Origin of the sequence: Commensalibacter melissae, from assembly GCF_003691365.1 — a bacterium.
In the GTDB taxonomy this organism is placed as follows: Bacteria; Pseudomonadota; Alphaproteobacteria; order Acetobacterales; family Acetobacteraceae; genus Commensalibacter; species Commensalibacter melissae.
Map to the genome: position 1 here is coordinate 397,516 of NZ_CP033087.1, position 22,824 is coordinate 420,339.

20 protein-coding genes are annotated in these 22,824 nt (G+C 37.2%); 11 read left to right on the forward strand and 9 right to left on the reverse strand.

Annotated features, from left to right (window positions below; all coding sequences use genetic code 11):
* Nucleotides 1–17: 17 nt before the first annotated feature.
* The 4 genes from hemW to D9V35_RS01895 form a co-directional block, all read right to left on the reverse strand.
* Entirely contained in the window at nucleotides 18–1,217 is a 1,200-nt protein-coding gene (gene hemW / locus D9V35_RS01880) for a radical SAM family heme chaperone HemW (protein ID WP_122123074.1), read from the reverse strand.
* Nucleotides 1,217–3,325, reverse strand: a complete 2,109-nt coding sequence (locus D9V35_RS01885; RefSeq protein WP_122123075.1) for a potassium transporter Kup — start codon at nucleotides 3,323–3,325, stop codon at nucleotides 1,217–1,219. The genes hemW and D9V35_RS01885 overlap by 1 nt, the downstream gene beginning before the upstream one ends.
* Before the next feature lie 57 nt (nucleotides 3,326–3,382).
* The gene (locus D9V35_RS01890; RefSeq protein WP_122123076.1) at nucleotides 3,383–4,090 is read right to left on the reverse strand and encodes a YggS family pyridoxal phosphate-dependent enzyme; all 708 of its coding nucleotides are present in this window, start codon (nucleotides 4,088–4,090) and stop codon (nucleotides 3,383–3,385) included.
* Nucleotides 4,091–4,201: 111 nt separating this feature from the next.
* Nucleotides 4,202–4,981: a glycosyltransferase family 2 protein gene (locus D9V35_RS01895; protein ID WP_122123077.1), complete on the reverse strand. Its 780-nt coding sequence runs from the start codon at nucleotides 4,979–4,981 to the stop codon at nucleotides 4,202–4,204.
* Nucleotides 4,982–5,273: 292 nt separating this feature from the next.
* Between D9V35_RS01895 and D9V35_RS01900 the strand changes: the two genes are divergently transcribed.
* The 4 genes from D9V35_RS01900 to D9V35_RS01915 all read left to right on the forward strand — a co-directional run bounded on the left by D9V35_RS01900 (nucleotide 5,274) and on the right by D9V35_RS01915 (nucleotide 10,564).
* Complete coding sequence (locus D9V35_RS01900) at nucleotides 5,274–6,596, forward strand: RsmB/NOP family class I SAM-dependent RNA methyltransferase (RefSeq protein ID WP_240993389.1); 1,323 nt, start codon at nucleotides 5,274–5,276, stop codon at nucleotides 6,594–6,596.
* A 147-nt stretch (nucleotides 6,597–6,743) separates the two neighbouring features.
* On the forward strand, nucleotides 6,744–7,409 hold the full coding sequence (gene rpe / locus D9V35_RS01905; RefSeq protein WP_110439414.1) for a ribulose-phosphate 3-epimerase: 666 nt from the start codon (nucleotides 6,744–6,746) through the stop codon (nucleotides 7,407–7,409).
* A 66-nt stretch (nucleotides 7,410–7,475) separates the two neighbouring features.
* Nucleotides 7,476–9,386, forward strand: a complete 1,911-nt coding sequence (locus D9V35_RS01910; protein WP_122123079.1) for a heparinase II/III family protein — start codon at nucleotides 7,476–7,478, stop codon at nucleotides 9,384–9,386.
* Between the two features lie 8 nt (nucleotides 9,387–9,394).
* Entirely contained in the window at nucleotides 9,395–10,564 is a 1,170-nt protein-coding gene (locus tag D9V35_RS01915) for a glycosyltransferase family 4 protein (protein WP_122123080.1), read from the forward strand.
* Here D9V35_RS01915 and D9V35_RS01920 read toward each other — a convergent pair.
* The 5 genes from D9V35_RS01920 to D9V35_RS01940 all read right to left on the reverse strand — a co-directional run bounded on the left by D9V35_RS01920 (nucleotide 10,506) and on the right by D9V35_RS01940 (nucleotide 14,893).
* The gene (locus D9V35_RS01920) at nucleotides 10,506–10,892 is read right to left on the reverse strand and encodes a DUF4186 domain-containing protein (protein ID WP_110439417.1); all 387 of its coding nucleotides are present in this window, start codon (nucleotides 10,890–10,892) and stop codon (nucleotides 10,506–10,508) included. The genes D9V35_RS01915 and D9V35_RS01920 overlap by 59 nt on opposite strands.
* Nucleotides 10,893–10,937: 45 nt before the next feature.
* Nucleotides 10,938–11,708 (reverse strand): sulfite exporter TauE/SafE family protein, encoded by a 771-nt coding sequence (locus D9V35_RS01925; protein ID WP_110439418.1) that lies wholly within the window; start codon nucleotides 11,706–11,708, stop codon nucleotides 10,938–10,940.
* Nucleotides 11,709–11,730: 22 nt separating this feature from the next.
* Nucleotides 11,731–12,552 (reverse strand): glycosyltransferase family 2 protein, encoded by an 822-nt coding sequence (locus tag D9V35_RS01930; RefSeq protein WP_122123081.1) that lies wholly within the window; start codon nucleotides 12,550–12,552, stop codon nucleotides 11,731–11,733.
* Between the two features lie 38 nt (nucleotides 12,553–12,590).
* A complete protein-coding gene (locus D9V35_RS01935) occupies nucleotides 12,591–14,099 on the reverse strand; it encodes an APC family permease (protein ID WP_110439420.1) in 1,509 nt (502 codons plus the stop codon).
* A 137-nt stretch (nucleotides 14,100–14,236) separates the two neighbouring features.
* The gene (locus D9V35_RS01940) at nucleotides 14,237–14,893 is read right to left on the reverse strand and encodes an alpha/beta hydrolase (protein WP_110439421.1); all 657 of its coding nucleotides are present in this window, start codon (nucleotides 14,891–14,893) and stop codon (nucleotides 14,237–14,239) included.
* 383 nt (nucleotides 14,894–15,276) lie between these two features.
* On the opposite strand from D9V35_RS01940, the gene D9V35_RS01945 reads away from it, so the two are divergent.
* The 7 genes from D9V35_RS01945 to D9V35_RS01975 all read left to right on the forward strand — a co-directional run bounded on the left by D9V35_RS01945 (nucleotide 15,277) and on the right by D9V35_RS01975 (nucleotide 22,814).
* Nucleotides 15,277–16,398 (forward strand): cysteine desulfurase family protein, encoded by a 1,122-nt coding sequence (locus D9V35_RS01945; RefSeq protein WP_110439422.1) that lies wholly within the window; start codon nucleotides 15,277–15,279, stop codon nucleotides 16,396–16,398.
* A 10-nt stretch (nucleotides 16,399–16,408) separates the two neighbouring features.
* On the forward strand, nucleotides 16,409–17,596 hold the full coding sequence (locus D9V35_RS01950; RefSeq protein ID WP_122123083.1) for a cysteine desulfurase family protein: 1,188 nt from the start codon (nucleotides 16,409–16,411) through the stop codon (nucleotides 17,594–17,596).
* Between the two features lie 47 nt (nucleotides 17,597–17,643).
* The gene (locus tag D9V35_RS01955; RefSeq protein ID WP_110439424.1) at nucleotides 17,644–17,958 is read left to right on the forward strand and encodes a ferredoxin family 2Fe-2S iron-sulfur cluster binding protein; all 315 of its coding nucleotides are present in this window, start codon (nucleotides 17,644–17,646) and stop codon (nucleotides 17,956–17,958) included.
* Nucleotides 17,959–17,962: 4 nt separating this feature from the next.
* Nucleotides 17,963–19,024, forward strand: coding sequence for a tRNA 2-thiouridine(34) synthase MnmA (mnmA, locus tag D9V35_RS01960; protein WP_110439425.1), 1,062 nt, complete (start codon nucleotides 17,963–17,965; stop codon nucleotides 19,022–19,024).
* A 118-nt stretch (nucleotides 19,025–19,142) separates the two neighbouring features.
* Nucleotides 19,143–20,159, forward strand: a complete 1,017-nt coding sequence (locus D9V35_RS01965; RefSeq protein ID WP_122123084.1) for a taurine ABC transporter substrate-binding protein — start codon at nucleotides 19,143–19,145, stop codon at nucleotides 20,157–20,159.
* A 317-nt stretch (nucleotides 20,160–20,476) separates the two neighbouring features.
* Entirely contained in the window at nucleotides 20,477–21,802 is a 1,326-nt protein-coding gene (locus D9V35_RS01970; protein WP_122123086.1) for an O-antigen ligase family protein, read from the forward strand.
* The gene (locus tag D9V35_RS01975) at nucleotides 21,786–22,814 is read left to right on the forward strand and encodes a CobW family GTP-binding protein (RefSeq protein ID WP_122123087.1); all 1,029 of its coding nucleotides are present in this window, start codon (nucleotides 21,786–21,788) and stop codon (nucleotides 22,812–22,814) included. The genes D9V35_RS01970 and D9V35_RS01975 overlap by 17 nt, the downstream gene beginning before the upstream one ends.
* The last annotated feature ends 10 nt before the right edge of the window (nucleotides 22,815–22,824 follow it).

Consider the following 22,824-nt stretch of genomic DNA (forward strand, 5'->3'; position numbering starts at 1 on the left):
GTAACAAAATAATATTCCTATTTTACCAAGATGTCTAAAATAGCATTTAATCGCATGCTTCCTGTCGGAGTTGTTTTCAACCGTTTTTGGTCCCACAAGATATAATCTTCTTCTACAAGCGCTTCTAAGATTTTCATATCGATTGCATTGGTTAAAGTCATATTGCATTTTTTTTGAAAGGCAATAGAATCAACACCCTCTTTCAAACGTAATCCCATTAATATCATTTCACGAGCTTTGTCGATTGAATTCAAGGCTTCCTTGATAATTAGGGCGTTACCATTTTTTTGCACTAATTCAAGCCAAATTTTAGGATTTTTCTTACGTTCTGTAGCATATAAAACAGCATTTTCCGTAATTCTGCCGTGTGCTCCCGGCCCAATACCAATATAATCCTGATAACGCCAATAGGCAAGATTGTGCCTGCTTTCCGCACCAATTTTAGCATAATTAGAAATTTCGTAATTATACATACCATATTGATGTGTCATTTCTTCCGTGGCAATTAATAATTCACTACTTAATTTTTCATCAGGGAGAGATAATTTCCCCTGTTTTTCATATTTGGCAAAAACTGTTCCTGGTTCTATTGTCAACTGGTAGAGTGATAAATGATCATGAGCCAAATCCAGTGCCATTTTTAATTCTTTCTGCCATTCGGAAAGGGTTTGTTCCTCACGTGCATAGATAAGATCAAAGGAAATTCTCGGAAATAGGCGTTTGGCAAGTGTTAAGGCGTCAATTGCCTGCTTTGCATCATGTTGACGACCTAACTTTTGTAGTGCTTGTTGGTTAAGACTTTGGATACCAAGGGAAATACGGTTAACACCTGCCTGTTGAAAATCTTTTAACTTTTGGATTTCAACACTGGTTGGATTGGCTTCAAGGGTGATTTCAAGGTCCTCAGTAACAGGTAAATGCTTGATGGCATAATCAATCAATTTATGCACTGTTATAGGATCCATTAAAGAGGGGGTGCCACCACCAAAAAAAATTGAGGTTAACTTATAATTTTCAATTTTTGAAATAGCATGACGTAATTCCTTAAGCAAAGCATGTGCATAGGTTTCCTGTGGAATGATTGGGGCAACATGGCTATTGAAATCGCAATAGGGACATTTGGACAGGCAAAAAGGCCAATGGATATAAAGAGCCAAGGGATCAGGCTTATGTTTTCTTGTCTTTTTTTCCAAATTTAATAATTTTATTTCATTCATCAAACAGCAATACGGACTGAAAGTTCAACAACCCGATCCACGGGAATTCTTAAGAAATCGGTAATCGGGCTGGCATTACGTAACATGAACATGAATATATTCATTCGCCATTTACTCATTTTAGAAATAGGGGCTCTTACAATTTGTTCCCTTGTTGTAAAATATGAAGCTTGTAAAGTATCAAAGAATTTCAGGTTGGGTTGAGTTTTCATCAGTTCAAGAGCACGGGGCAAATTAGGCATTTCCATAAATCCGTATCGAATTATCACTTGATAAATATTGGGTGCGAGTTGCCGCATTGCAATACGGTGCCCACGTTCCGCCTCTGGTTGTTTCAGATTTTCAATAGTTACAAAAAATACATGTTCATGTAAAACTTTGTTGTGCCGAATGTTATGTAATAGGGAACTTGGAACAGAAAGAGGGTCTGGTGTCATGAAAATGGCAATACCAGGAACTCTTGTTAAATGGGATTGAGGTAGGCGGTTTAAAAATGAGGCGATTGGTAAAGCACTTTGTGCCCGTTTATTATAAACCAGGGTGCGTCCTTTATTCCATGTTGTCATGAGGATGGTCAAACAAATTCCCAATAATAATGGGACCCACCCGCCTTGTGGAATCTTCAGGGCATTTGCCGAAAAGAAAGTGATATCAATGATAAAGAAAATTCCAAATGTACATGCGACTTTGTATATCGACCATTTGTAAGAACGGTTAAAAACCACAGAGGAAAGAATAGAGGTACAAGTAAAGGTTCCCGTAACTGCAATTCCGTATGCAGCGGCCAATGCATCAGAGGATTGGAAACTTAAAATCAATAAGAGGGATCCAATCATTAAGGCATTATTGACTTCAGGAATATAAATTTGTCCCTCTTCTCGTGCATTGGTATGTCGAATACGCAGCCTTGGAAAATATCCAAGTTGGGTTAATTGGCGTGCAAGTGAAAATCCTCCTGAAATTCCGGCCTGACTGGCGATAACAGTTGCAAATGTGGAAAGGATAACCAGAGGGATATTAAACCAATGAGGAGCCAAATAGAAAAACGGGTTTTCCAGAAATTTGGCATTGGAAAGAATGAGGGCACCTTGTCCAAGGTAATTTAAAGTCAGACAAGGAAGGACAAAACAGATCCAGCTGTAACGAATTGGACTTCTTCCAAAATGTCCCATATCAGCATATAAAGCTTCAGCACCTGTTACTGCCAAAACGACGGATCCAAGGGCAATAAACGCCATCCAACCGTGATGGATGATAAATAAAATCGCATGATGCGGAGAAAGAGCCAAAAGGATATAGGGATATTTCAGAACCTCATAGGCACCCAGAAAACCTATAGTCGCAAACCATATAAGCATGATTGGACCGAAAATTTTACCTATATGTTCAGTTCCCTTGCTTTGAAAACTGAATAATGCAACCAGGATTATAAGGGCAAGGGGGATGATGAAATTTTTTGTCTCTGGAAGAGAAACTTCCAGACCTTCAATTGCTGACAAAACTGAAATTGCCGGGGTAATCATTCCATCTCCAAAAAAAAGACAGGTTCCTGCAATACCGACAATTCCCAGAAATATTTTTCCTCTGGTTGTTTTTGATACACGTTGAGCCAAGGACATCAAGGCGAGGATTCCACCCTCTCCATTATGATCAGCGCGCATAACCAGCGTTACATATTTAATTGTAACGATTAATATTAATGCCCAGAAAATTAAGCTGACAACACCGAAAACCTCCCAGGACTTAATATTGCTGTGATGATTGGATACAACTAAAATTGTGGAACGTAGGGCGTAAATAGGGCTTGTCCCGATATCACCATAGACAACGCCCAGAACAGTCAACAAAATAGCCAAACTTAATGGTCTGATTTTATGTTCTGGTTGATCGGTTCCGAATTCTGTAACTTGGTTTTCCTGATCCAGAGATGGTAATACCGCAATCGTGTCTTGTTTATAAAGTGTATCTGATGGAGTTTCATCCTCATTTTCTATTTTTGAAGGGGTTTTTCCCTCGATGATATTGATATCATCCGTACTTACACTATCATTCTCTTCTTGGTTTGCTTCATTATCAGGGTTGATGTTTTCCTCATGAGAAGAAAGCATGATATATTACTCCACCTAGGTTGCGATTGCGGTAAATATTAAATTTGCAGCTGTTCATTATTGGAATGAATTATTTTTAGGATTTAAAGGGCGTGTTCCAAATACTCCAGTTCCCACCCTAACATACGTTGCTCCACATGCAATGGCTGTTTCAAAATCATTTGACATTCCCATTGATATTTCATTCAGACCAAATTTTCTGGCAAGATTGGCAAGTTTTCTAAAATGAGGAACAGGGTCTTCATGAACGGGGGGAATACCCATTACACCCTGAATTGAGGATCCAAACCGTTTCCTGCATAATGAAATAAAATGATCCGCATCTTCGGGATAAATTCCTGCCTTTTGCGGTTCTCTTCCTGTATTGATTTGGATGAAAAGGGTGGGGGACCGTCCTGTTTTCTGAATGGCTTTTTCAAGCGGGTCGAGAATTGACAGGCGGTCAACAGTTTCAATTGTATCCGCGATTTTAACGGCATCCAATAATTTATTGCTCTGGATGGGACCTATAATGTGCAGCTTAATATCTGGCTGTTCCGAAAAAATGGGTGCAAATTTCTTTTTTGCCTCTTGAATACGGTTTTCACCAAATATCAACTGTTTATCATTGAAAGCTGCATATATTGATTCCACGGGATGAAATTTTGAAACGGCAACAAGTCGAATATCATTTGGTTTACGTCCAGCTTTACAAGCAGCCTGTTGAATTTTATCCCGTATAGAATTTAAATTTCGGCTTATAATTTTTTGGATTGAATCATGCATTTAATAAATTATATAAAATTAGAAACACATTTTATCATACAGTATCGGTAAGTTATTTCAAATAGGATTATTTTCACTGAAGTATTCAAATTAATCCTCACGAATTGGATTTTATTCCCATTCCCGTTGTCTAAGCTGAAGAATGGAAGTGTTTTTCTTAATATACCTGTTTTTTAAGAAAGAATAAAAGTACCAATCCTTGAGAAAAAAAGGGGTGTATTCATATAGAAACTTTTCCATGCGGCTCCAGCGAATATTTTTATGTTTTGTGCGTCTTTCCGATGGAATACACCAATGTTTTGGAGAGTAATAAACTTTACCAATTTTTAAAAGTCTATGAATAACCTCATGATCTTCAAAGACATAAGGCCATAATTTTTGATCAAATCCCCCAATTTGCTTTAAACTTTTAGTACGAAAAGTCTGTGCATATCCTCCAGCATGACATTGCTTGGGCATTAATTTTGATTTTAAATATATTTTCCGACATCGTTTTTGACTTTTGCGATTTTTAAAGGGCTGATAAATATCACAAGCCATCACGGCAGAATATTCTGGGTGACTTTCAAAGATCTGATTACAAAATTCCAAATAATGTTGAGGATAGTAAGTATCAGCATCCATGGTTGCCACAAAAGGGGTGGTGACATGATTTAATCCAGTATGTAAGGCATTTGTTTTTCCAGGAAGTTTTTCATTGATAAACTGCACCTCAATTGCAGGATAAAAATCCATAAATTTTCTGGCTATCTTTTCAGAATTATCTGTGGAATGATTATTGATTAGAATAAGTTTAAATTTTTGATAATTTTGTAATGCTATACTTTCAAGAGTACCTGGAAGAAAAGTTGCTTCATTATAATACGGTAAAAGAATAGTCCAATTTTTCATTTAAATATAATTTCTGGGTTTATGTTGATAAAGTTTTTAAATATGAATTTAAATTCATTCGGGATTAAATTCTTTTATATTGGATTTATTTTTTTGGATAATTTATAATATTTTACTGTTAGAGTCTAAAGATAAATAATTAGTTAAGGTGAAATCTCGCAATTCTGGTAAAAATTGATTATCAGAAAAATGGAGCAGAGAATGTAGTAATTTTATTTATTGAAAGTGAATATATTTACTATTTAATTCATTTAAAACTATAATGATTTTAAGTAAGAAAAGTTATAATTTTTTGAAAAAAGATATATCAATTAAGAATCATCTGTCATCGAAAGAAAATATCCGATCTGACAGAAATAATGATCCTACTCGACAAATTGCTTTTGATACTGTTTGTCAGATATTTGACTGGAAACATCTTCCGTTAGAAACAGCATTAAAAAATGCTTTACCTGTTGATGTTGATCAAAGGGATAAGGCAGCAGCATATCGATTAATTGTCTGTATCTTGAGAAAAAAAGGAACATTAGAGGCGCTTGTAGAACCTTTTCTGAAACGATCGCCACCACAGCAGGTATTATGGATTATTTTGCTAGGGGTGGCTCAAATTCTTTTTTTGGAAACACCTGTACATGCCGCTATCTATACATCTGTAGAACTTGCGCGTCATAATGGATTTGCGAAGTTTACGGGTCTAGTCAATGCTGTTCTCAGGAGGATTTCTGAAAATGGACCAAGCATACTGAAGGATCTTGATCAAAATCGCTTGAATATCCCTGCATGGCTATGGAAGTCATGGAATCAGGCAGGATTTAATCCTCGTCAGTTGGCAACCCTGTTGGATAGTGAACCCCCTTTGGATATGCATTTTAAAACGAATGCTACTGTTCCAGAAGGAGGTGTGCAATTAATGAATAATCATTGGCGTTATTCTTGTCATGTAAAGGTTGAACAGCTTGACGGTTATCAGGAGGGGCAGTTCTGGATTCAGGATATAGCGGCATCTCTACCTGCCTATCTTTTGAATGTGAAGGAAAATGAAAAAGTTGCTGATTTATGTGCGGCACCCGGTGGTAAGACAGCACAATTAATTCAAGCAGGGGGAAATGTTGTTGCGGTTGAAAAAAAATCAATACGGTTAAAACGGTTGAAAGAAAATCTGAACCGGTTACAGATGGATGCAGTGTTGGTTCTTGGTGATGCTGGAAGTTTAAATTATCAAAATGAATTTGATGCGATATTACTGGATGCCCCCTGTTCTGCCACGGGTATTTTTAGACGACATCCAGATGTTTTGCATTTAAAAAAAGAAAATGAAATTCAAAGTCTTGTTAAGATTCAACGAAAGTTGATTGGTGCAGCGATCGGTTATCTAAAAAAAGGAGGACGATTAGTTTACAGTGTTTGCTCCCTACAGCGCTCCGAGGCAGAAGAGCAGGCAGAATTTTTTAGAAATTTACCTGGTGTTAGGGCTCTACCATTTACACAAAAAGAAATTCCATTTTTAACTGAAGCATTAACAGAAGAGGGATGGATTAGGACGCTTCCTTCTATGTGGCAAGAAAAAGGCGGAATGGATGGTTTTTTTATCGCACGTTTTGTAAAAGAAGACTAATTAAACATTATTTCAAGTGAAATATATCTTTGTATTGGTGGACACGATAAAATCAAATCGTGTTTTTTCTGTTCAATTCATAAATTTTATCATAAACTGCAGTTAATAGTTTGACATAGTATTTGAAAATTTTAGAAAGGCTGTAAATTGGATATAAGGGTTCCCTTGATTGCCCCCAGTGTTCTTTCGGCAGATTTCGCATGTTTGGGAGAGGAAATTAGGGCGGTTGACAAACATGGTGCTGACTGGATACATCTTGATGTTATGGATGGTCATTTTGTTCCCAATATGACTTTTGGCCCAGTAGTTCTCAAATCTTTGCGATCTTATAGCAAGTTGTTTTTTGATGTGCATTTTATGATTGAACCTGTCGATCCTTTTATCGAACCGTTTGTTCAGGCGGGTGCCGATCAAATTTCTTTTCATATCGAGGCGGGGCCTCATGCGCATCGTTCCTTGCAACATATCAAATCGTTTGGAATAAAAGCCGGGATTGTATTATGTCCGGCCACACCTGCCAATGCAATTTCCGAGGTTATAGACCTTGTAGATAATATTCTAATTATGACTGTAAATCCTGGTTTTGGTGGACAGAAATTTTTATCCAGTCAATTGGCGAAAATTCGTGCAATACATGAAATGGTTCAAAAGTCGGGTCGTTCCATTCATATCAGTGTTGATGGCGGGATTAATGTTCAAACTGCACCCCTGGTGATAGAAGCGGGAGCCAATGTTTTGATAGCTGGAACTTCAATTTATGGTCAACCTGATTATGGTCAGGCAATAGATGCATTGCGGGGAACTAAAAAGTAAAAAATTTGCTAAATTATGACTTTCACCCATTAGGAGAAATGATTCAGAGAAATAGGGAGGCTTAGGATGGCTTTTCAAGAAATGGTAAAAAAAATCCGACTTTCTCTGGTACGATTACCTGCCATTGGTTATGGACAGATTCCCGAAGTTCCAGTATATATTTTGCGAGATTTATGGACCGGAAATTCTGTTTATGGTATGCATCTTGTAAAAGGGGAATTTATTTACCAGGATTATGTTATTTCCCTATATCCCGGTCAATGGGGTGATAAAAACCTCTCCTGTGAAATTATTGGCAAACTGCATGGTTTTTCGTGGTTACGGGATATGCGAGAGCTAGGGACAGAAAATGCGCGTCTTGCAGCAAGAAATTTGGTGACGGATTGGATTGGCAATTCACCTTCATCTTATGATTCTGTTGTTTACAGACCGATTACCCTTGCAGATCGTATAGTGAATTGGTTGGGGTTCTATGATTTTTTTGCGGCATCAGCAGAAAAATATTTTCATCAACAATTTATGCGTCGAATTATGAAAGAAGGAAGATATGTTGTTGCCATGCTTCCTTTGGACAATCATACACATGAAAATTTTACGTTATTAAAGGCCGCTCTGGCTCTTGCATTATGTATGCCGGAACAATTTGATTTAATACCAAAAATCAGTAAATTCCTGCAAAGTGAACTGGCTGAACAGATTCTTGAAGATGGAATACATATTGAACGAAACCCTGAAATACAACTGTATGTATTGAGAGATCTGACCGAAATTCGTTTGATGTACCAGTTGATCAATATGCGTCCCCCTTCCGAACTTATTCTAGTGCTTGATAATGTCAGTCGTGCTTTAAGGGCATTGAGACATGGTGATGGCAGGCTTGCACTATTTAATGGTTCCAGTGAGAATGAGGCACATTTTATTGATCGTGTTCTGAGTAATTCCACACAAAAACGTGTCGCCATGACGGATATGAAAGCGGGTGGATATATTCGTTGTTTTGCCAATCGTTCAACTCTGTTAATTGACAGTGGTGTTCCACCGAAAAAGGTAGATATAAAATATCTTGGTGCTTTATCCTTTGAATTTTCTGCTGGTAAACAGAGATTAATTGTTAATTGTGGCGCTGGAGGATCATCAGCCTGGCGATCTGCATTGGCGGGAACCGCGGCTCATTCTGTTCTAAAATTATCCAATACAGAAAGTGTTTTACTGGAGGATAATCAATTAAAAGATTTAAATTTTAAAGTTGAATCAATTCATGAAATGACTGAGGGTGCCCATTGGGTGGAATTAAGTCATAATGGCTGGCAAAAAGCATATGGTGCAATTTATCATCGTAAATTTTATCTTTCAGCGGATGGTCAGGATTTAAGAGGGGAGGAAACGCTCGATTTTGATCAGTCTTACCCTTTTACTATTCGTTTTCATCTACATCCTTCGGTTAAAGTTGAAGAAAAATTGGTTGAAATTCGGAAAAATGAGAAGGAAAAAATTTTTGTTTTATCGTTTCAACATCCTCAAGAAGGTAAACAAATTTGGTGGTTCCGTTTTTCCGATGCAGAGGGAAAAGTTGAAAATAGCGTCTACTTTGGTGAAAAAGTTCGACTTGCGACTAAACAGATTGTTTTATATAATCTGCATCAATCAAAAAAAAATGATGTTGAAGAGAATAAAGCTTCTATAACTACTAAATTTGAGAAACAAGACAAACAATCGGTTTTAAACGAAGAGCAAAAAGAAGAAGGGTCTGATTATGTGGCTATTTTCCATAATCAAAACGATGATGCAAAAATATGGCAAAGAAACACTGCGGATCATGTTTCTGTTGGAATGCCTGAAGATTTGCCGGAAAAAACTTCAGAAATTCAGAGGCAATCAGAAATAAATAGTTCTCTAAATCATTCAAATATTAAGAATATTCAAAATGATAAAGAAAAAATAACTAAAATTCGATGGGCTCTGCGTCGTAAGGCATAAATGAATTTATGAAAATTTTGGAAATTGCACATGTTGATTTTGCCTTATATCAATTTCTACTTCCCTTAATGCGTAGGTTGCGTTCCTGTCACCATCAAGTCATTGGTGTTTGTGCAGAAGGAAGGTTATTGGAGAAAGTGAGACAAGAGGGATTTCAGATCCGAACCGTTCCTTTTGTCCGTTCTTTTTCGATCATAGGTCAGTTAAAAGCTTTTTGGATCCTTTACCGTATAATCAAGCTTGAAAAACCAGACATCGTTCATGCCCATATGTCCATAAGTGGCGTATTGGCACGTATAGCCGCTTTTTTATGTGGAACGCCTGTAATTATTTATACTTGTCACGGATATCTTTTTAATCAACCCGGGAAAGGTATAAAATCATGGATAAGACGTCTGTTATCCTTTGTTCTTGAATGGTGTTGTGGAAAAATTACGAATTTTTACATGACTGTCTCTCAGGAAGAGGCTCGAGATGCTAAAAGGTTGGGCATTCATTCCAATCCTATTTTTATAGGTAACGGTCGGGATCCAGCAAAATTCTTTTCTGATATTGCCCTGAAACAGAAATTTAGACAGGCAAACAAGATTCCACAGAATCATATAGTTTTTATGATAGTTTCCCGTCTTGTTCAACATAAAGGTTATCCAGAGTTAATCGTCGCTTTTTCTGCAATTGCAGAAAAGCTTCCAGAAGTTGAATTATGGATTGTAGGCGAAAGATTGCCTTCTGATTATGGTTTGGTATTGGATAAACTTTTTAATAAAGCACAAAAAAAATTGGGTAATCAAATACGTTTTTGGGGATATCGTCAAGACATAGATCAGTTGATGAAAGCTGCTGATGTTTTTGTTTTACCCAGTCATTTTGAAGGGTTACCAATGTCCATTATCGAGGCAATGTTAAGTGGTTTACCTGTTATAGGCACTTCAATACGGGGTCCCCGAGAACAAGTGCAGCATTCAGAAACAGGGCTATTGATCCCGCCAGGTTCTATATCTTTGCTATCCAGGGCAATGGCCTGGCTTGCCTTTCATCCAGAACAAAGAAAAAAAATGGGAGAAAATGGGCGGGCCAGGGCTTTATCAATGTATACCGAAGCTATCTGTCTGGATCGTGTTATGAATGTTTTTTCACAGATTGATGAGTTTGATAATCCCTTTTTATCCAAGCCTTGATCAAATCGAGGATAAAATCTTTTTCTGTCTGTGTTAAGGCCTGCCCCTTTTGAATATTATACCATTTTTCAAGGCAGCTGCGACAACAAGTTGCTGTGGCATGTTGGGCGATAAAAACAGGATGTCCTTTCCATGGCGTTTGTTTTCTATCATTTTTTGGAAAAGCAGGAGCCAGACGTTGATTGATGAAATCTGTAGCATGTTCAATTATTTTATCAAGGCCTTTATCGATTAGATATTTTCGTTCTTTTTCATGTAATGTAAATCTAGACCGGAATTTTGAATGATTAAGCCGATCCAAGATTAATTCTGTGGAAGAAGGAACCATTCTTGTGACTTTTTAATAAATAATTATTTCTGTGATTATCATAAATCAAACAAAATGTATATTATAATATTTGACAAAACTGTAAAATACGCATGATGTCATGACAATTAAAAAAAATACACGCAAAAAACGTGAACTCTTGTAAATAACCAAGGATGCACCAATCTGTCCGCCTATAAAAGAACCAACACCCATTATAAATGCACTAAAATAGTTGATTTGTCCGCCTGATATGAAGATACTGAGCGCGGTAATATTTCCAGCGATATTTAATGGTTTTGTAATTATTGTCGCAGTGTTAATACGTAATTTGTAAATCTGCATTAATGAAATTGTCCAGATAGCTCCTGTTCCAGGTCCAAAAAAGCCATTATAAAATCCAATTACAGTCCCCATCCATGGCAGTATTTTCGGTTTTATGGGCAACTGTCTTTTTTCAAGATTGAAATGTAGGTTTGGAAATAAATAATAATAAAGCAATATTGCCAATAAAAGCCATGGGACTATTTTGTTGAGGGCCTGATCAGCGCTGTATTGTAATGTAATTGTACCTATGGCAGATCCGATTACAGTGAAAAACAGAGGGATGGCAAGCCCATGAAAACTTAGTTGTCCGCTTTTCCAAAATCGTAATGTGGCTGATAATTCACCAATTGCTGATTGCAATTTATTTGTACCTAATGCAGGAATTATATTAATACCGGTAAAAAGTAGAGCGGGTACGGTTATTAAACCTCCACCACCTGCAAGGGTATCAATTGTCCCGGCTATTAAACCGATGAAAAATAGAAAACAATCATAAAAATAAAAATGCATTTAGAGATGTCTGTTTAATTGATTATAAAAAATCAATAAACTCATGGGGAATATCAAGATAGAGTGAATCAGCGTTATCAGGATCAGGATTAGTGATCAAATAGTCATCCAAGGTTCCTGTGCCAATTTTTGATCTCTGCGATTTTAGAAACCTGATTAGAACATTGTCGGATATTAAATGTGAGGTTCCCAATCCATTTTTAATATCTTCTGGGTTTCTTGGAATTCTGCGTCTGAGTTTTGAACGTTCTAGGAGGTGGTTCTGATCAGCATATTTCAAATGAAACAGCCATAAATCGTGCGCAAAAAGGGTTTCATTTTGACATCGATGAAAACCGGGTTCCCATCGTGTCGGAACTGATGAAACTGAGGGTTTGCATGACCAACTTTTAATGGTGCCCTTGGAACGTTGTTTTAAAATGGGTCTTGACCAATCAACAGGTTTTCCAATCAAAGGATCAATGATTTCCACACCTACACATCGACATGTTTTGGCAGAACATTGTGCAAGATATTCATGTAAGGAAGTCCAACGAGATGGACGGGGGATTATAAATTCATCTGTGTCAATACAAAGAACCCAGTCATAAAGTTTTAAAAGTTTATGCTGCCATTCGCTCATTATATTGACGCTATCTTGTTCATCCAAATACTTGCGACGTGGAATGTGCTCAACATAAATGTATTGTTCAGCTTTGACAGGCGGATCGCTGCCATCATCAAGTATGAACAAGTTATCTTTTCCTACTAGTCTGGCATAATGCCTGATCCATATGGGAAGCATGGTTGTTTCTTGATAGCATTTTGTAATGGCGGCAATGCGAAGAGGTGATGGAAAATTCATAATAAAATCATATTTAAAAAAACTATTTTTTTAAAATATCATTTTTCTTTTGAATTGGACAGAATTGAATGTTTGCGTCCGTAATAATAATAGCCAAAGACACCGATTACACTATAAATAAACATTAAGAGCAGTGGAAGTGGATTATGATTAATTAGGGAATAAATCATGTCAATGATCAAGGGAAAAATCATGGTCAGGCAACATAGGATGCCGCAAACGGGAATATAACCAATCCAGATATTTCTAATCTTGAATCCACCAAAGGGTACTTGAAATGGTCGATGAATATTGGGATGAACATTCCGCTGCCATATAACCGTGAAACAGACAATACCAAATGCCAGAGAGGTTCCAAGGCTGATTAGGTCACTTATGATATCAATAGGTAAAAAAGCTGTTGTAATGGCGATGCTGAGGCTGAGGATAATGGTTCCTATCCAAGGTGTACAATGTTTAGGATGAAGTTTGCTAAAAATTGGTGGAAGCAATCCGTCCTGTGCCATGATGTAGAAAATGCGGCTTTGAGCATATAGCAAAACGAGCATTACTGAGCAAAGTCCGATAACTGCGCTAGATTTCAAAATCCAGGCCAGATTTGGCATGTTCATATAATCAATTGCCAGGGCCAGTGGATCAGAAATGTTTAATTTTCTATAAGGAACAACCCCGACTAAAATTAGCGCTACACCAATATAGATCATGGTTGAAACAAACAAGGAAGCTATGATTCCAAAGGGGACGTCCTTTTTAGGATTTTTGGCTTCTGATGCGGCTGTGGAAACAGCTTCAAAGCCTATATAGGCAAAAAAAATTGTTGAGGCTGCCCGAAAAATGCCCCTGATTCCAAAATTCATCGGACCTGTTGAGGAGGGGATAAAAGGTGTCAGGTTTTCCAGTTTAATATAGTGAAATCCCAAAATTATAAAAAGAATTAATACTCCGATTTTTAAACTGACGATTATTGCATTAATTGTTGTTGATTCGGAAACCCCATATAAGAGGAAGATGGCTGCGATCAGAACAGATCCTGCTCCAATAAGGTCAAGGGACTTAACAAATACAATTCCTTTTCCATATCCACCAATTGCAGGTTGAATCATGGGATTATGTAGCCATGAAGCGATATGAATATGAAAATCTTTTAGAAGGGATACACTATAACTCGAAAATCCTGAGGCAACTGATACAGCCGATATTCCATATTCCAACAACAGTAACCATCCAACAATCCAAGCGAATTTTTCACCAAGTGATGTATAGGCATAACTGTAGGCCGATCCTGCAGTCGGCATAGTGGATGCCAGTTCACCATAGGAAAGGGCGGTAAATAAACATGCTATTGAAGCAATAATGAAGGATAAAAGAATTGCTGGTCCAGCAAAATTAGCCGCAGCTGTTCCTGTCATGACAAAAATGCCTGCGCCAATGGTAGAGCCGACCCCAATCATTGTTAAACGCCATGGACCCAAACATTGTTTTAGACCATGTTTTTTTGAATCAAGTGTAAGTTGTTCCAGTGATTTGCGTTTAGAGAAAAAGGCCATATTTTTTGTGTAAAGGGTTAGGTAATAAACCAAAAGAAAGACAACATTTTATGATAAAATAAAATTTAGATATTTTACCTAACATAAAATGTATCTAATTCGGGAAAATTAAAGAGATATAAAAGAACAACGTTAATCTAAGGTTGATCAGATCTGTTCTTTAAAATTTTCTTAACGTAATTGGTAATTGTTTTTTCGATCTGCTCAGTTTGATCGGCAAAAATATGATCGGCATTAGGGATTGTATTATAGGCAACTTTGATGCCTTTTTGAGTGTTAAGTTTTTCAACAAGTTTGTCAATTTCCTGCAATGGGACAATGCTGTCGGATTCTCCTGCGATCATCAAACCGCTGCATGGACAAGGTGCAAGAAAATTAAAATCATAGTGGTTTGCCAATGGCGCGATGCTGATCCATCCTTGTATTTCAGGACGACGCATCAAGAGCTGCATTCCAATAAAGGCTCCAAACGAATACCCCGCGATCCATAATTCCCTGGAATTTGTATTCGCCATCTGTAACCAGTCCAGGGCCGCTGCCGCATCGGATATTTCACCAATACCACCATCATATTGTCCCTGAGACCGTCCAACACCACGAGAATTATAACGTAGTACAGAAAAATTCATTTTTTGGAATGCACAATACATTGTATAGGCAATTCGGTTATTCATTGTCCCACCTTGCAGAGGATGGGGATGTAGGATTAAGGCAAGGGGGGCGTTAGGTTGACTGGAATGGTGATAGCGTCCTTCAAGACGACCTGCTGGGCCTGCAAACATTACCTCTGGCATAGAACGATCCGTTTATCTATTAAAACTGGCACAATTTGTAAGATTTAACAATAATATAAGTGAGTGTAGGAAAACAATAAAAACAGTTTATCTCTATAAAGATATTTCTTATAAAGTGAAAGTGTTTTTGTCTTATCTATAAAATATAAATGAAAAATCAATAGCGATATGGTGATCGGACAAGGTTAACATATCCTTTATCTTTGCTTATTTACCAGTAAATCTGTGAAAATATTTCTATTATAAGGTAACAGGGTTCATATTTGTATTTATATATTGTAAATTAAATACAGATTTAATTAAATTATTGTTGTAATGCAATAAATTATGCAGGTTATATTTGGAATTCATGGTTTAATATAATAAATTGGATTATAAATGAAATGATACGACAATCTATATATCTAGATGCGAATGCCAGTGAGCCCATGCGCTCTTCAGTTATATCTGCAATGGTGGATATCATGCAGCAGACTGGTAATCCAACGTCTGTTCATCAAATGGGACGCAAGATTTATAATCAAATGGAAGATGCAAGAGAAACCTTGGTCGAATTATTCGGGGGGAGCGTTCAAAATTGTATTTTTACCTCTGGTGGGACAGAGGCAGATGTACTGGCTGTACATGGTCAGATTGGTGAAGGCAATCAACAACGTCCTCTTTGGGTGGGAGCTACGGAACATCCTGCAATCATGCAGATTGACCTTTCAAAAAAAATTTTACCTGTAACACGGCAGGGCATTGTCGATCTTAACTTTTTAGAAGATGCCCTAAAAAAAACGTCAATACCTCCATTAGTGTGTTTAATGCTGGCCAATAATGAGACAGGTGTATTACATCCCATTCAACAGGCAGCAAAAATTTGTCATGATTATGGTGCAATTCTTCATGTAGACGCAGCTCAGGCTGCTGGACGTATAATGTTCAATTTGGAAGATATCGGAGCAGACAGCCTGATTCTTTCAGCTCACAAAATGGGAGGTCCAAAAGGGGTAGGCGCATTGTTATTGGCTGGTCATGAAAGAAATGCGAAAAAGATAAATCCTCTTTTTAGTGGAGGAGGACAGGAACAGGGAAGAAGGGGAGGAACTCTGGCTGTTCCGGCAATTATAGGGTTGATGACTGCCGCAAAAGAGGCCTGTAAAGAAGATCGTTCCAATATTTTAAAATTACGTAATTATTTGGAAAAAGAAGTGAAAAAATATGGAGCCGTCATTTGTGGCGAGGAAGCTGAACGTTTAGATAATACATCCTCTATAGCTTATGCTGGAGTTTCAGCGCAAAAATTATTTATGGCTTTGGATATGGCTGGTTTCTGTGTCTCAACGGGATCGGCATGTTTTTCAGGAAAATTATCGCGTTCACCTGTTTTATCAGCAATGGGGTTGGAAGAATTGGCTGATTGTACGATCCGTGTATCTTTACCATGGAATATCCAGCAAAAAGATGTTGAAACTTTTATTCATGTTTATGGCCAGTTGATTCAAAAGTTAAAGGATTCATAATCTATAGAAAATGGATTTTTCAGGAAAAAACAAGATAAAAGAAAAGGTGATTTACCTTGATTATCAATCGACCACACCGTGTGACGAACGTGTTGTTGAAGCGATGCTACCCTATTTTGTGCATAATTTTGCAAATGCTAATTCAGAGCATATATTGGGTAAATATGTTGCTAAAACCATTGATAAGATTCGTGCCGACATTGCCGAAATGCTCGGGGTGGTTTCTCAAGAAATTATTTTTACCTCTGGTGCGACTGAATCCAATAATATTGCCTTGCAGGGTAGTGTGCGTTATCTAATTGATCATTATCCCAAGACCAAACGGGTTATCACGATTGCGACTGAACATAAATCTGTTCTTGAAACAGTCCAGAATTTACAGTCCATTGGTGCTGATCCTTTTATTTTGCCAGTTCAATCCGATGGATTGATTGATCCTGATAGTTTGAAAGCGGCATTGCAGGTTCCAACAATATTAGTCAGTGTCATGGCCGCTAATAATGAAACAGGAGTTATCCAGAACATTCCTTATTTGTCGGCATTGTCTCATGAATATGGCGCTCTTTTTCATTGTGATTTGTCTCAGGCTTGTGGAAAAGTATCTGAAAAAATCCAGTTGCGTTCCTGGGGAATTGATCTTGCCTCAATTTCCGGGCATAAAATTTATGGGCCCAAAGGAATTGGCATTTTATATGTAAAACGTAAACCTCGGGTAAGGGTGGAACCTTTATTTTATGGAGGATATCAGGAACGAGGAATTCGATCAGGAACTTTGCCAGTTCCCTTGATTGTTGGTTTGGGTAAGGCATTTTCGCTATTCCAGAATGAGGGAAATGAAGAGATCAGGCGTTTAGCGTCTTATAAACGTTTTTTGATAAATGAATTGCAGGCAAGAATTCCACAAGTTAAAATTAATGGATCAATCGAATATGCCTTGTCAAATTGTGTTAATCTACAATTTCCAGAGGTTAAGGCCCTTGATCTTTTGGCAAGAATTCCACATTTATGTTTATCAACAGGTTCAGCGTGCAATCATGTTTCTATGCCATCCTATGTTTTACAATCCATGGGATTGTCAGAACAAGAAGTTTTATCTAGTATCCGTCTTTCTTTTGGTCGGATGACAACAAAACAAGAAGTTGTTGAAACCGTTCATGACCTTTATTCAGCATGGTATGATGTAAGAAAAGGGACATGAGTTAAAATCAGAATATTAATTGGTTTTTAAATAAGGAATTCTATAAAATGCCACACATAGTTTTTATTGAACAAGATGGAACACGTCGTGAGGTGGATGCTCCTGTAGGGCTTTCAGTATTGGAAATAGCGCATAAGCATGGAATTGATCTTGAAGGTGCTTGTGAGGGATCATTGGCTTGTGCGACCTGTCATGTAATTGTTGATGAATCATGGTGGGATAAATTAAAGCCTGCTGCAGAAGAAGAGGAGGAGATGCTGGATATGGCTTTTGGGTTGGAAAGGACCTCTCGATTGGGTTGTCAGATTATTATGACAGAAGAATTAGATGGTTTAGTTGTTCGCTTGCCAAAGTTATCCTGAACCAATGCGTATTATGATTGCAATGTCGGGCGGAGTGGACAGTTCCGTTACGGCTGCTCTTCTAAAAGAACAAGGCCATGAGGTTTTTGGTGCCACCTTGCAGCTTTATGATGCGCGAGGTGTGGTTAAAAAAGGTGCCTGTTGTGCAGGTCAGGACATCAGGGATGCACGTAGGGTATCAGAAAAGCTGGGTATCCCGCATTACGTTATCGATGCAGAAGACCGTTTTCAAACAACGGTAATTGAACGTTTCGCACAATCTTACCAAAAGGGAGAAACGCCTGTTCCATGTATTGCCTGTAATCAGGGAGTCAAATTTACGGATTTATTGACAATGGCGCGAGAGCTTGGGGCAGAAGCGATGGCAACAGGTCATTATGTGCGTCGAATTGTGGGAAAAAATGGTCCAGAGTTGCACCGTCCAGTTGATTTAAGTCGAGACCAATCATGGTTTTTATTCGCCACCACCCTCGAACAGCTTGAATATTTGCGTTTTCCTTTAGGGGACATGCCAAATAAAGATAAAGTTCGAGAAGAAGCCGAACGTTTTCATTTGGCTGTTGCTCAGAAGTCGGATAGCCAGGACATATGTTTCGTTACAGATAATTCTTATATAAAAATTGTTGAGAAATTGGCACCAGAAGGTGTTATGCCAGGCGAGATAGTTGACGAGCAGGGCGTTGTGATTGGTCATCATGAAGGTATTGCTAAATATACCATTGGTCAAACAAAACGGTTGGGTAATCTTGCCATGCGGGATGGGCAGCGACAAATGGTGTTACGAATTGAATCCGAAAAAAGAAGAATCGTTATTGGTCCAAAACAAAACAATATTTGTCAAACATTCTATTTACGCGATTTGAACTGGCTTATTCCTGTGCCTACTGAATTTTTATATTGTAATGTTCAGATTCGTGCGCGGGATCAGGAACGACCTGCTAAAGTTATAATTGAAAAAAAGGATAAGGTAAGAGTAGAATTGGAAACGGCTGCTAACCCAGCACCTGGTCAGGCATGTGTTTTTTATCAAGGGACACGTGTTTTAGGAGGTGGATTTATTCTGTAAAAATTTAATTTGATATTACTTTAGGTTAAACTTTACTTTTAAAGTGAATTTCAGTTATTAAATCAAATATTATTTTAGTAAGTTAATAAATTATTTAACGTAGCGAGATTTTCCGTTGATGCACTGTTTTTATGTAGGTTCCAAACGATTTTCTTTCATTGTATGGCTGATTGCAATTTTTGCTTTGATATGTTTTTTCAACTTACGAAGTGCTAATGCGGAATTTCGAATTGGATGGAAAAATCAAGCTGATATCGCTAATTTTATTCAATTGGATGAAAAACATCAAAAAGTTGCCAGGGAAACAATAGCCTGGAAAAAATATGACGATGATTTTAAAGCCTTACATAATTTGTCTATTGGTCAGGTTGATGCCGTTCCAGTAGATATGGTTACTTTTTTGTCAGTTATAACGGTTGGTTTGCAGGGACGTGTAATCGCGATTGATCGGCAATATGGTAAAGAAAGCGCCTTAATCGTAAAAAGCCAGAAACATATAGATACTCCTCAAGATCTGGTTGGTAAAAATATTGCGGTACCTTTCATGACAAGCAGTTATTATAGTCTGTTACGTTATTTGCAGCATAATGATATTCCTGTTGAAAAAATTCATCTAGTAAATATGAATTATAATGAAATTACACAAGCTTGGCAGAAAAATGAAATTGATGGGGCCTACGCTGACGGAACTACAGTTTTACCGTTCGTCAAGGATGGACATGTATTAGTAGATTCATCACAGTTGGCAAAATGGGGGTATCCAACATATCAGGTATGGGTTGTGATGGATGAGATTATTTCAGATCAACCTTTTTGGATGGAAAGTTTTGTAAAAAAAATATTGAAAAATATCGATGATAATAGGCGAAATATAGCCTATTTCACTCCTCAGTCTCCGGAGGTTGGCCAGCTTGCCCAATTATTAGATAAATCACCGGAAGTAGTTTGCAGCTTGTTAAAACAGCAGACTTATCTTGATAAAACTCAGCAATCTTTAATATTGTCACGTTATTTGTCGAAGGAGTTTGATGAAATAGGTTTGTTTATGAAAGCTCAGAAAATTATGCCTGATATTTTACCTGATTACCTGATTTATGTTTATGACAGTTTTATAAAAAATAACAAAAATAATTAATTGATTTTATATTTTTTTTTACATTAAATTGAAAAATATAAAGAAATTAATGTAGGATTAAAAAATTTATTAACTGTTCCAAGTGTAATATTTTAATAATAATTATCTTATTTTTGTTTTTTATCTGAATAAAATTAATAGATTACTAATTTGAATTTCATGTTTAAAAAAAGAATATGTTGAGATTTAATGTTTTAAATAATATGAAATCTTTTATTATTGATGTATTTGATTTACGTTGTGATTTCCAGACTGTTATTTCATTGCGTAATGTTTTCTAATTAATTCCTGTTCTTAAACCGGAGAGCCTTTGGGTTATGGAATCTGTCCGTAAGTTTCTCAATAAGTCGACACTGTTCGCTGTTTTAATTTTGCCTGTTTTTTTAACGCACTTACGGGGTATAGCGGATGGGTTAATCAGTTATATAGCAATATGTTTTGTAATTTACTCTTTTATCAACAAACAATGGGACTGGGGAAAACAAAATTGGGTGATTATTGCATTTCTCTGGTGGGGGTGGATTTTATTGTGTACTATTCCCTTTGGATTGTTTCAATATAACATAATGATGATCCAGGCTTTAGTGTTAATTCGTTTTATTTTTTTTGCTGCGGCACTTCAGGTCTGGGTTTTAACTGATGAGAAATACAGGCGATGGCTATCTTATGTTTTGATTGCCTGTGCGATTTATATTATTTTGAATATGCTTTGCCAGCTTATTACAGGATATAATATTTTAGGAGCGCCACGTTATTTCGATGGTACACTGACAGGTCCATATCATCATCCTAGAGCGGCAGGGCCATTGGCCAGGTTACTGTTGCCAATTATTTTAAGTTTGAGTATTTATTGCATTTATCGTTTAAAAGGATGGCGGGGAAATCTGGTCGCTTTATTCATTATCTTATTTGCTACACTGATGATGGCTTTTGCCGGTCAAAGAATGCCATTTATTCTTTTTGTTTTCGGAATAGTTGTATCCTTGTATTGGTTACGTCCCTTACGGACAATCGTTTTGTCAATGTTAATTTGTATTCCATTGATACTGGGTGCAACATCAATTTTATCGCCTAAGAGCTATCATCATTTGGTGACTTTATTTATCCATCAAATGGCACATTTTTCCTCTGATAATTATGGATTGATCTATACACGGGCGATGATTATGGGATTGTCAAATCCCTGGACGGGTTTGGGATATGATGCCTATCGTCATTTTTGTGCCAATCCGATTTATTTTCATGGATTATCCTTTTGGGGAATTGCAATTGGACATGGGGATGGGAAAGGGGCAGAGATTTGTTTGCCCCATCCTCATAATCATTATATTGAAATGTTTGTAAATGCAGGAATTCCCGGATTAATCTTGTTTTGTTACATGGTATTTTTATGGTGGGTTAATTTGGTAAAGGGATTAACGTCCAAATTGCTATCATTGAAAGATGCGGTTAAAAATTCCTGGCGTGTTGGATTATTTGCTGCGGTTTTAGTTCACGAATGGCCATTTGCGGCTGGAGGAAGTTTCGGGAATTTACCCTTGGGAGGATGGTTTTTTCTACTTTTGGGACTAGGTTTATCTTATAGTTGGGATTATGGTAATCATAAGGCAGCATTGAAGGTTTATAATGGAATTGGATCATAAAGAAAAAAATAAAATACCTGTAACTGTTCTGACGGGTTATTTAGGAGCGGGGAAGACAACTTTACTAAACCGTATTCTAACGGAACAGCAAGATAAAAAATATGCCGTTATTGTTAATGAATATGGTGAATTAGGTATTGATAATGATTTAATAGTCGATGCGGATGAAGAAATATTTGAGATGAGCAACGGATGTGTCTGTTGTACAATTCGAGGCGATTTGGTTCGTATTCTTAACAAGCTTATTCAAAGACAAAGAAGTTTCGATGGAATAATTATTGAAACCACAGGGTTAGCTGATCCTGCGCCCGTAGCACAGACTTTTTTTGTTGATGAGGATATTCGTAACAAAACTCGTCTTGACGCGGTGATTGCTGTAATTGATGCGTTTCATGTAATGAAGACATTGGATGAAAGTAAGGAGGCAGTTAATCAAATTGCTTTTGCGGATGTAATCTTGTTGAATAAAGTTGATCTGGTTGATAGGGGATCATTAATTGCTATAAAAAAAAGAATTCGTACAATCAATCCGATGGTTGCTTTATATGAAATGGAAAAAGGGAATATTTCCCTTATGAAAATTCTGGATCTTGGGGGGTTTGATTTAAATAGAGCCTTGACGTTAGAGCCCAAATTCTTATCATCCCATGACCATGACCATGACCATGACCATGACCATGACCATGACCATGACCATGTACAACATTCTCATGGTGATGGTGTGACGAGTATTTCACTTATGGAAGATAAACCATTAGATGGAAAACGTTTTAATTTATGGATGTCCATGGTTCTTCAGAAATTTGGAAAGGATATATTGAGAACCAAAGGAATTATGAATTTTAAGCATGACGATCGATGTTTTGCATTTCAAGCTGTTCATATGATGGCAGAGGGAAATTTCATCCGTTCTTGGAAGACAAATGAGGATCGTTGTTCCAGATTGGTTTTTATTGGCCGGAATTTAGATGAGAAATCTCTACGTGAGGGATTTTTTAAATGTATAGATTAACAAATCTGTG

Excerpts from the sequence above, each read along its gene's own strand:
- hemW (WP_122123074.1), bottom strand. The coding sequence starts at position 1,217 with ATGAATGAAATAAAATTATTAAATTTGGAAAAAAAGACAAGAAAACAT.
- D9V35_RS01885 (WP_122123075.1), bottom strand. The coding sequence starts at position 3,325 with ATGCTTTCTTCTCATGAGGAAAACATCAACCCTGATAATGAAGCAAAC.
- D9V35_RS01890 (WP_122123076.1), bottom strand. The coding sequence starts at position 4,090 with ATGCATGATTCAATCCAAAAAATTATAAGCCGAAATTTAAATTCTATA.
- D9V35_RS01895 (WP_122123077.1), bottom strand. The coding sequence starts at position 4,981 with ATGAAAAATTGGACTATTCTTTTACCGTATTATAATGAAGCAACTTTT.
- D9V35_RS01910 (WP_122123079.1), top strand. The coding sequence starts at position 7,476 with ATGGCTTTTCAAGAAATGGTAAAAAAAATCCGACTTTCTCTGGTACGA.
- D9V35_RS01915 (WP_122123080.1), top strand. The coding sequence starts at position 9,395 with ATGAAAATTTTGGAAATTGCACATGTTGATTTTGCCTTATATCAATTT.
- D9V35_RS01920 (WP_110439417.1), bottom strand. The coding sequence starts at position 10,892 with ATGGTTCCTTCTTCCACAGAATTAATCTTGGATCGGCTTAATCATTCA.
- D9V35_RS01925 (WP_110439418.1), bottom strand. The coding sequence starts at position 11,708 with ATGCATTTTTATTTTTATGATTGTTTTCTATTTTTCATCGGTTTAATA.
- D9V35_RS01930 (WP_122123081.1), bottom strand. The coding sequence starts at position 12,552 with ATGAATTTTCCATCACCTCTTCGCATTGCCGCCATTACAAAATGCTAT.
- D9V35_RS01935 (WP_110439420.1), bottom strand. The coding sequence starts at position 14,099 with ATGGCCTTTTTCTCTAAACGCAAATCACTGGAACAACTTACACTTGAT.
- D9V35_RS01940 (WP_110439421.1), bottom strand. The coding sequence starts at position 14,893 with ATGCCAGAGGTAATGTTTGCAGGCCCAGCAGGTCGTCTTGAAGGACGC.
- D9V35_RS01945 (WP_110439422.1), top strand. The coding sequence starts at position 15,277 with ATGATACGACAATCTATATATCTAGATGCGAATGCCAGTGAGCCCATG.
- D9V35_RS01950 (WP_122123083.1), top strand. The coding sequence starts at position 16,409 with ATGGATTTTTCAGGAAAAAACAAGATAAAAGAAAAGGTGATTTACCTT.
- D9V35_RS01955 (WP_110439424.1), top strand. The coding sequence starts at position 17,644 with ATGCCACACATAGTTTTTATTGAACAAGATGGAACACGTCGTGAGGTG.
- mnmA (WP_110439425.1), top strand. The coding sequence starts at position 17,963 with ATGCGTATTATGATTGCAATGTCGGGCGGAGTGGACAGTTCCGTTACG.
- D9V35_RS01965 (WP_122123084.1), top strand. The coding sequence starts at position 19,143 with ATGCACTGTTTTTATGTAGGTTCCAAACGATTTTCTTTCATTGTATGG.
- D9V35_RS01970 (WP_122123086.1), top strand. The coding sequence starts at position 20,477 with ATGGAATCTGTCCGTAAGTTTCTCAATAAGTCGACACTGTTCGCTGTT.
- D9V35_RS01975 (WP_122123087.1), top strand. The coding sequence starts at position 21,786 with ATGGAATTGGATCATAAAGAAAAAAATAAAATACCTGTAACTGTTCTG.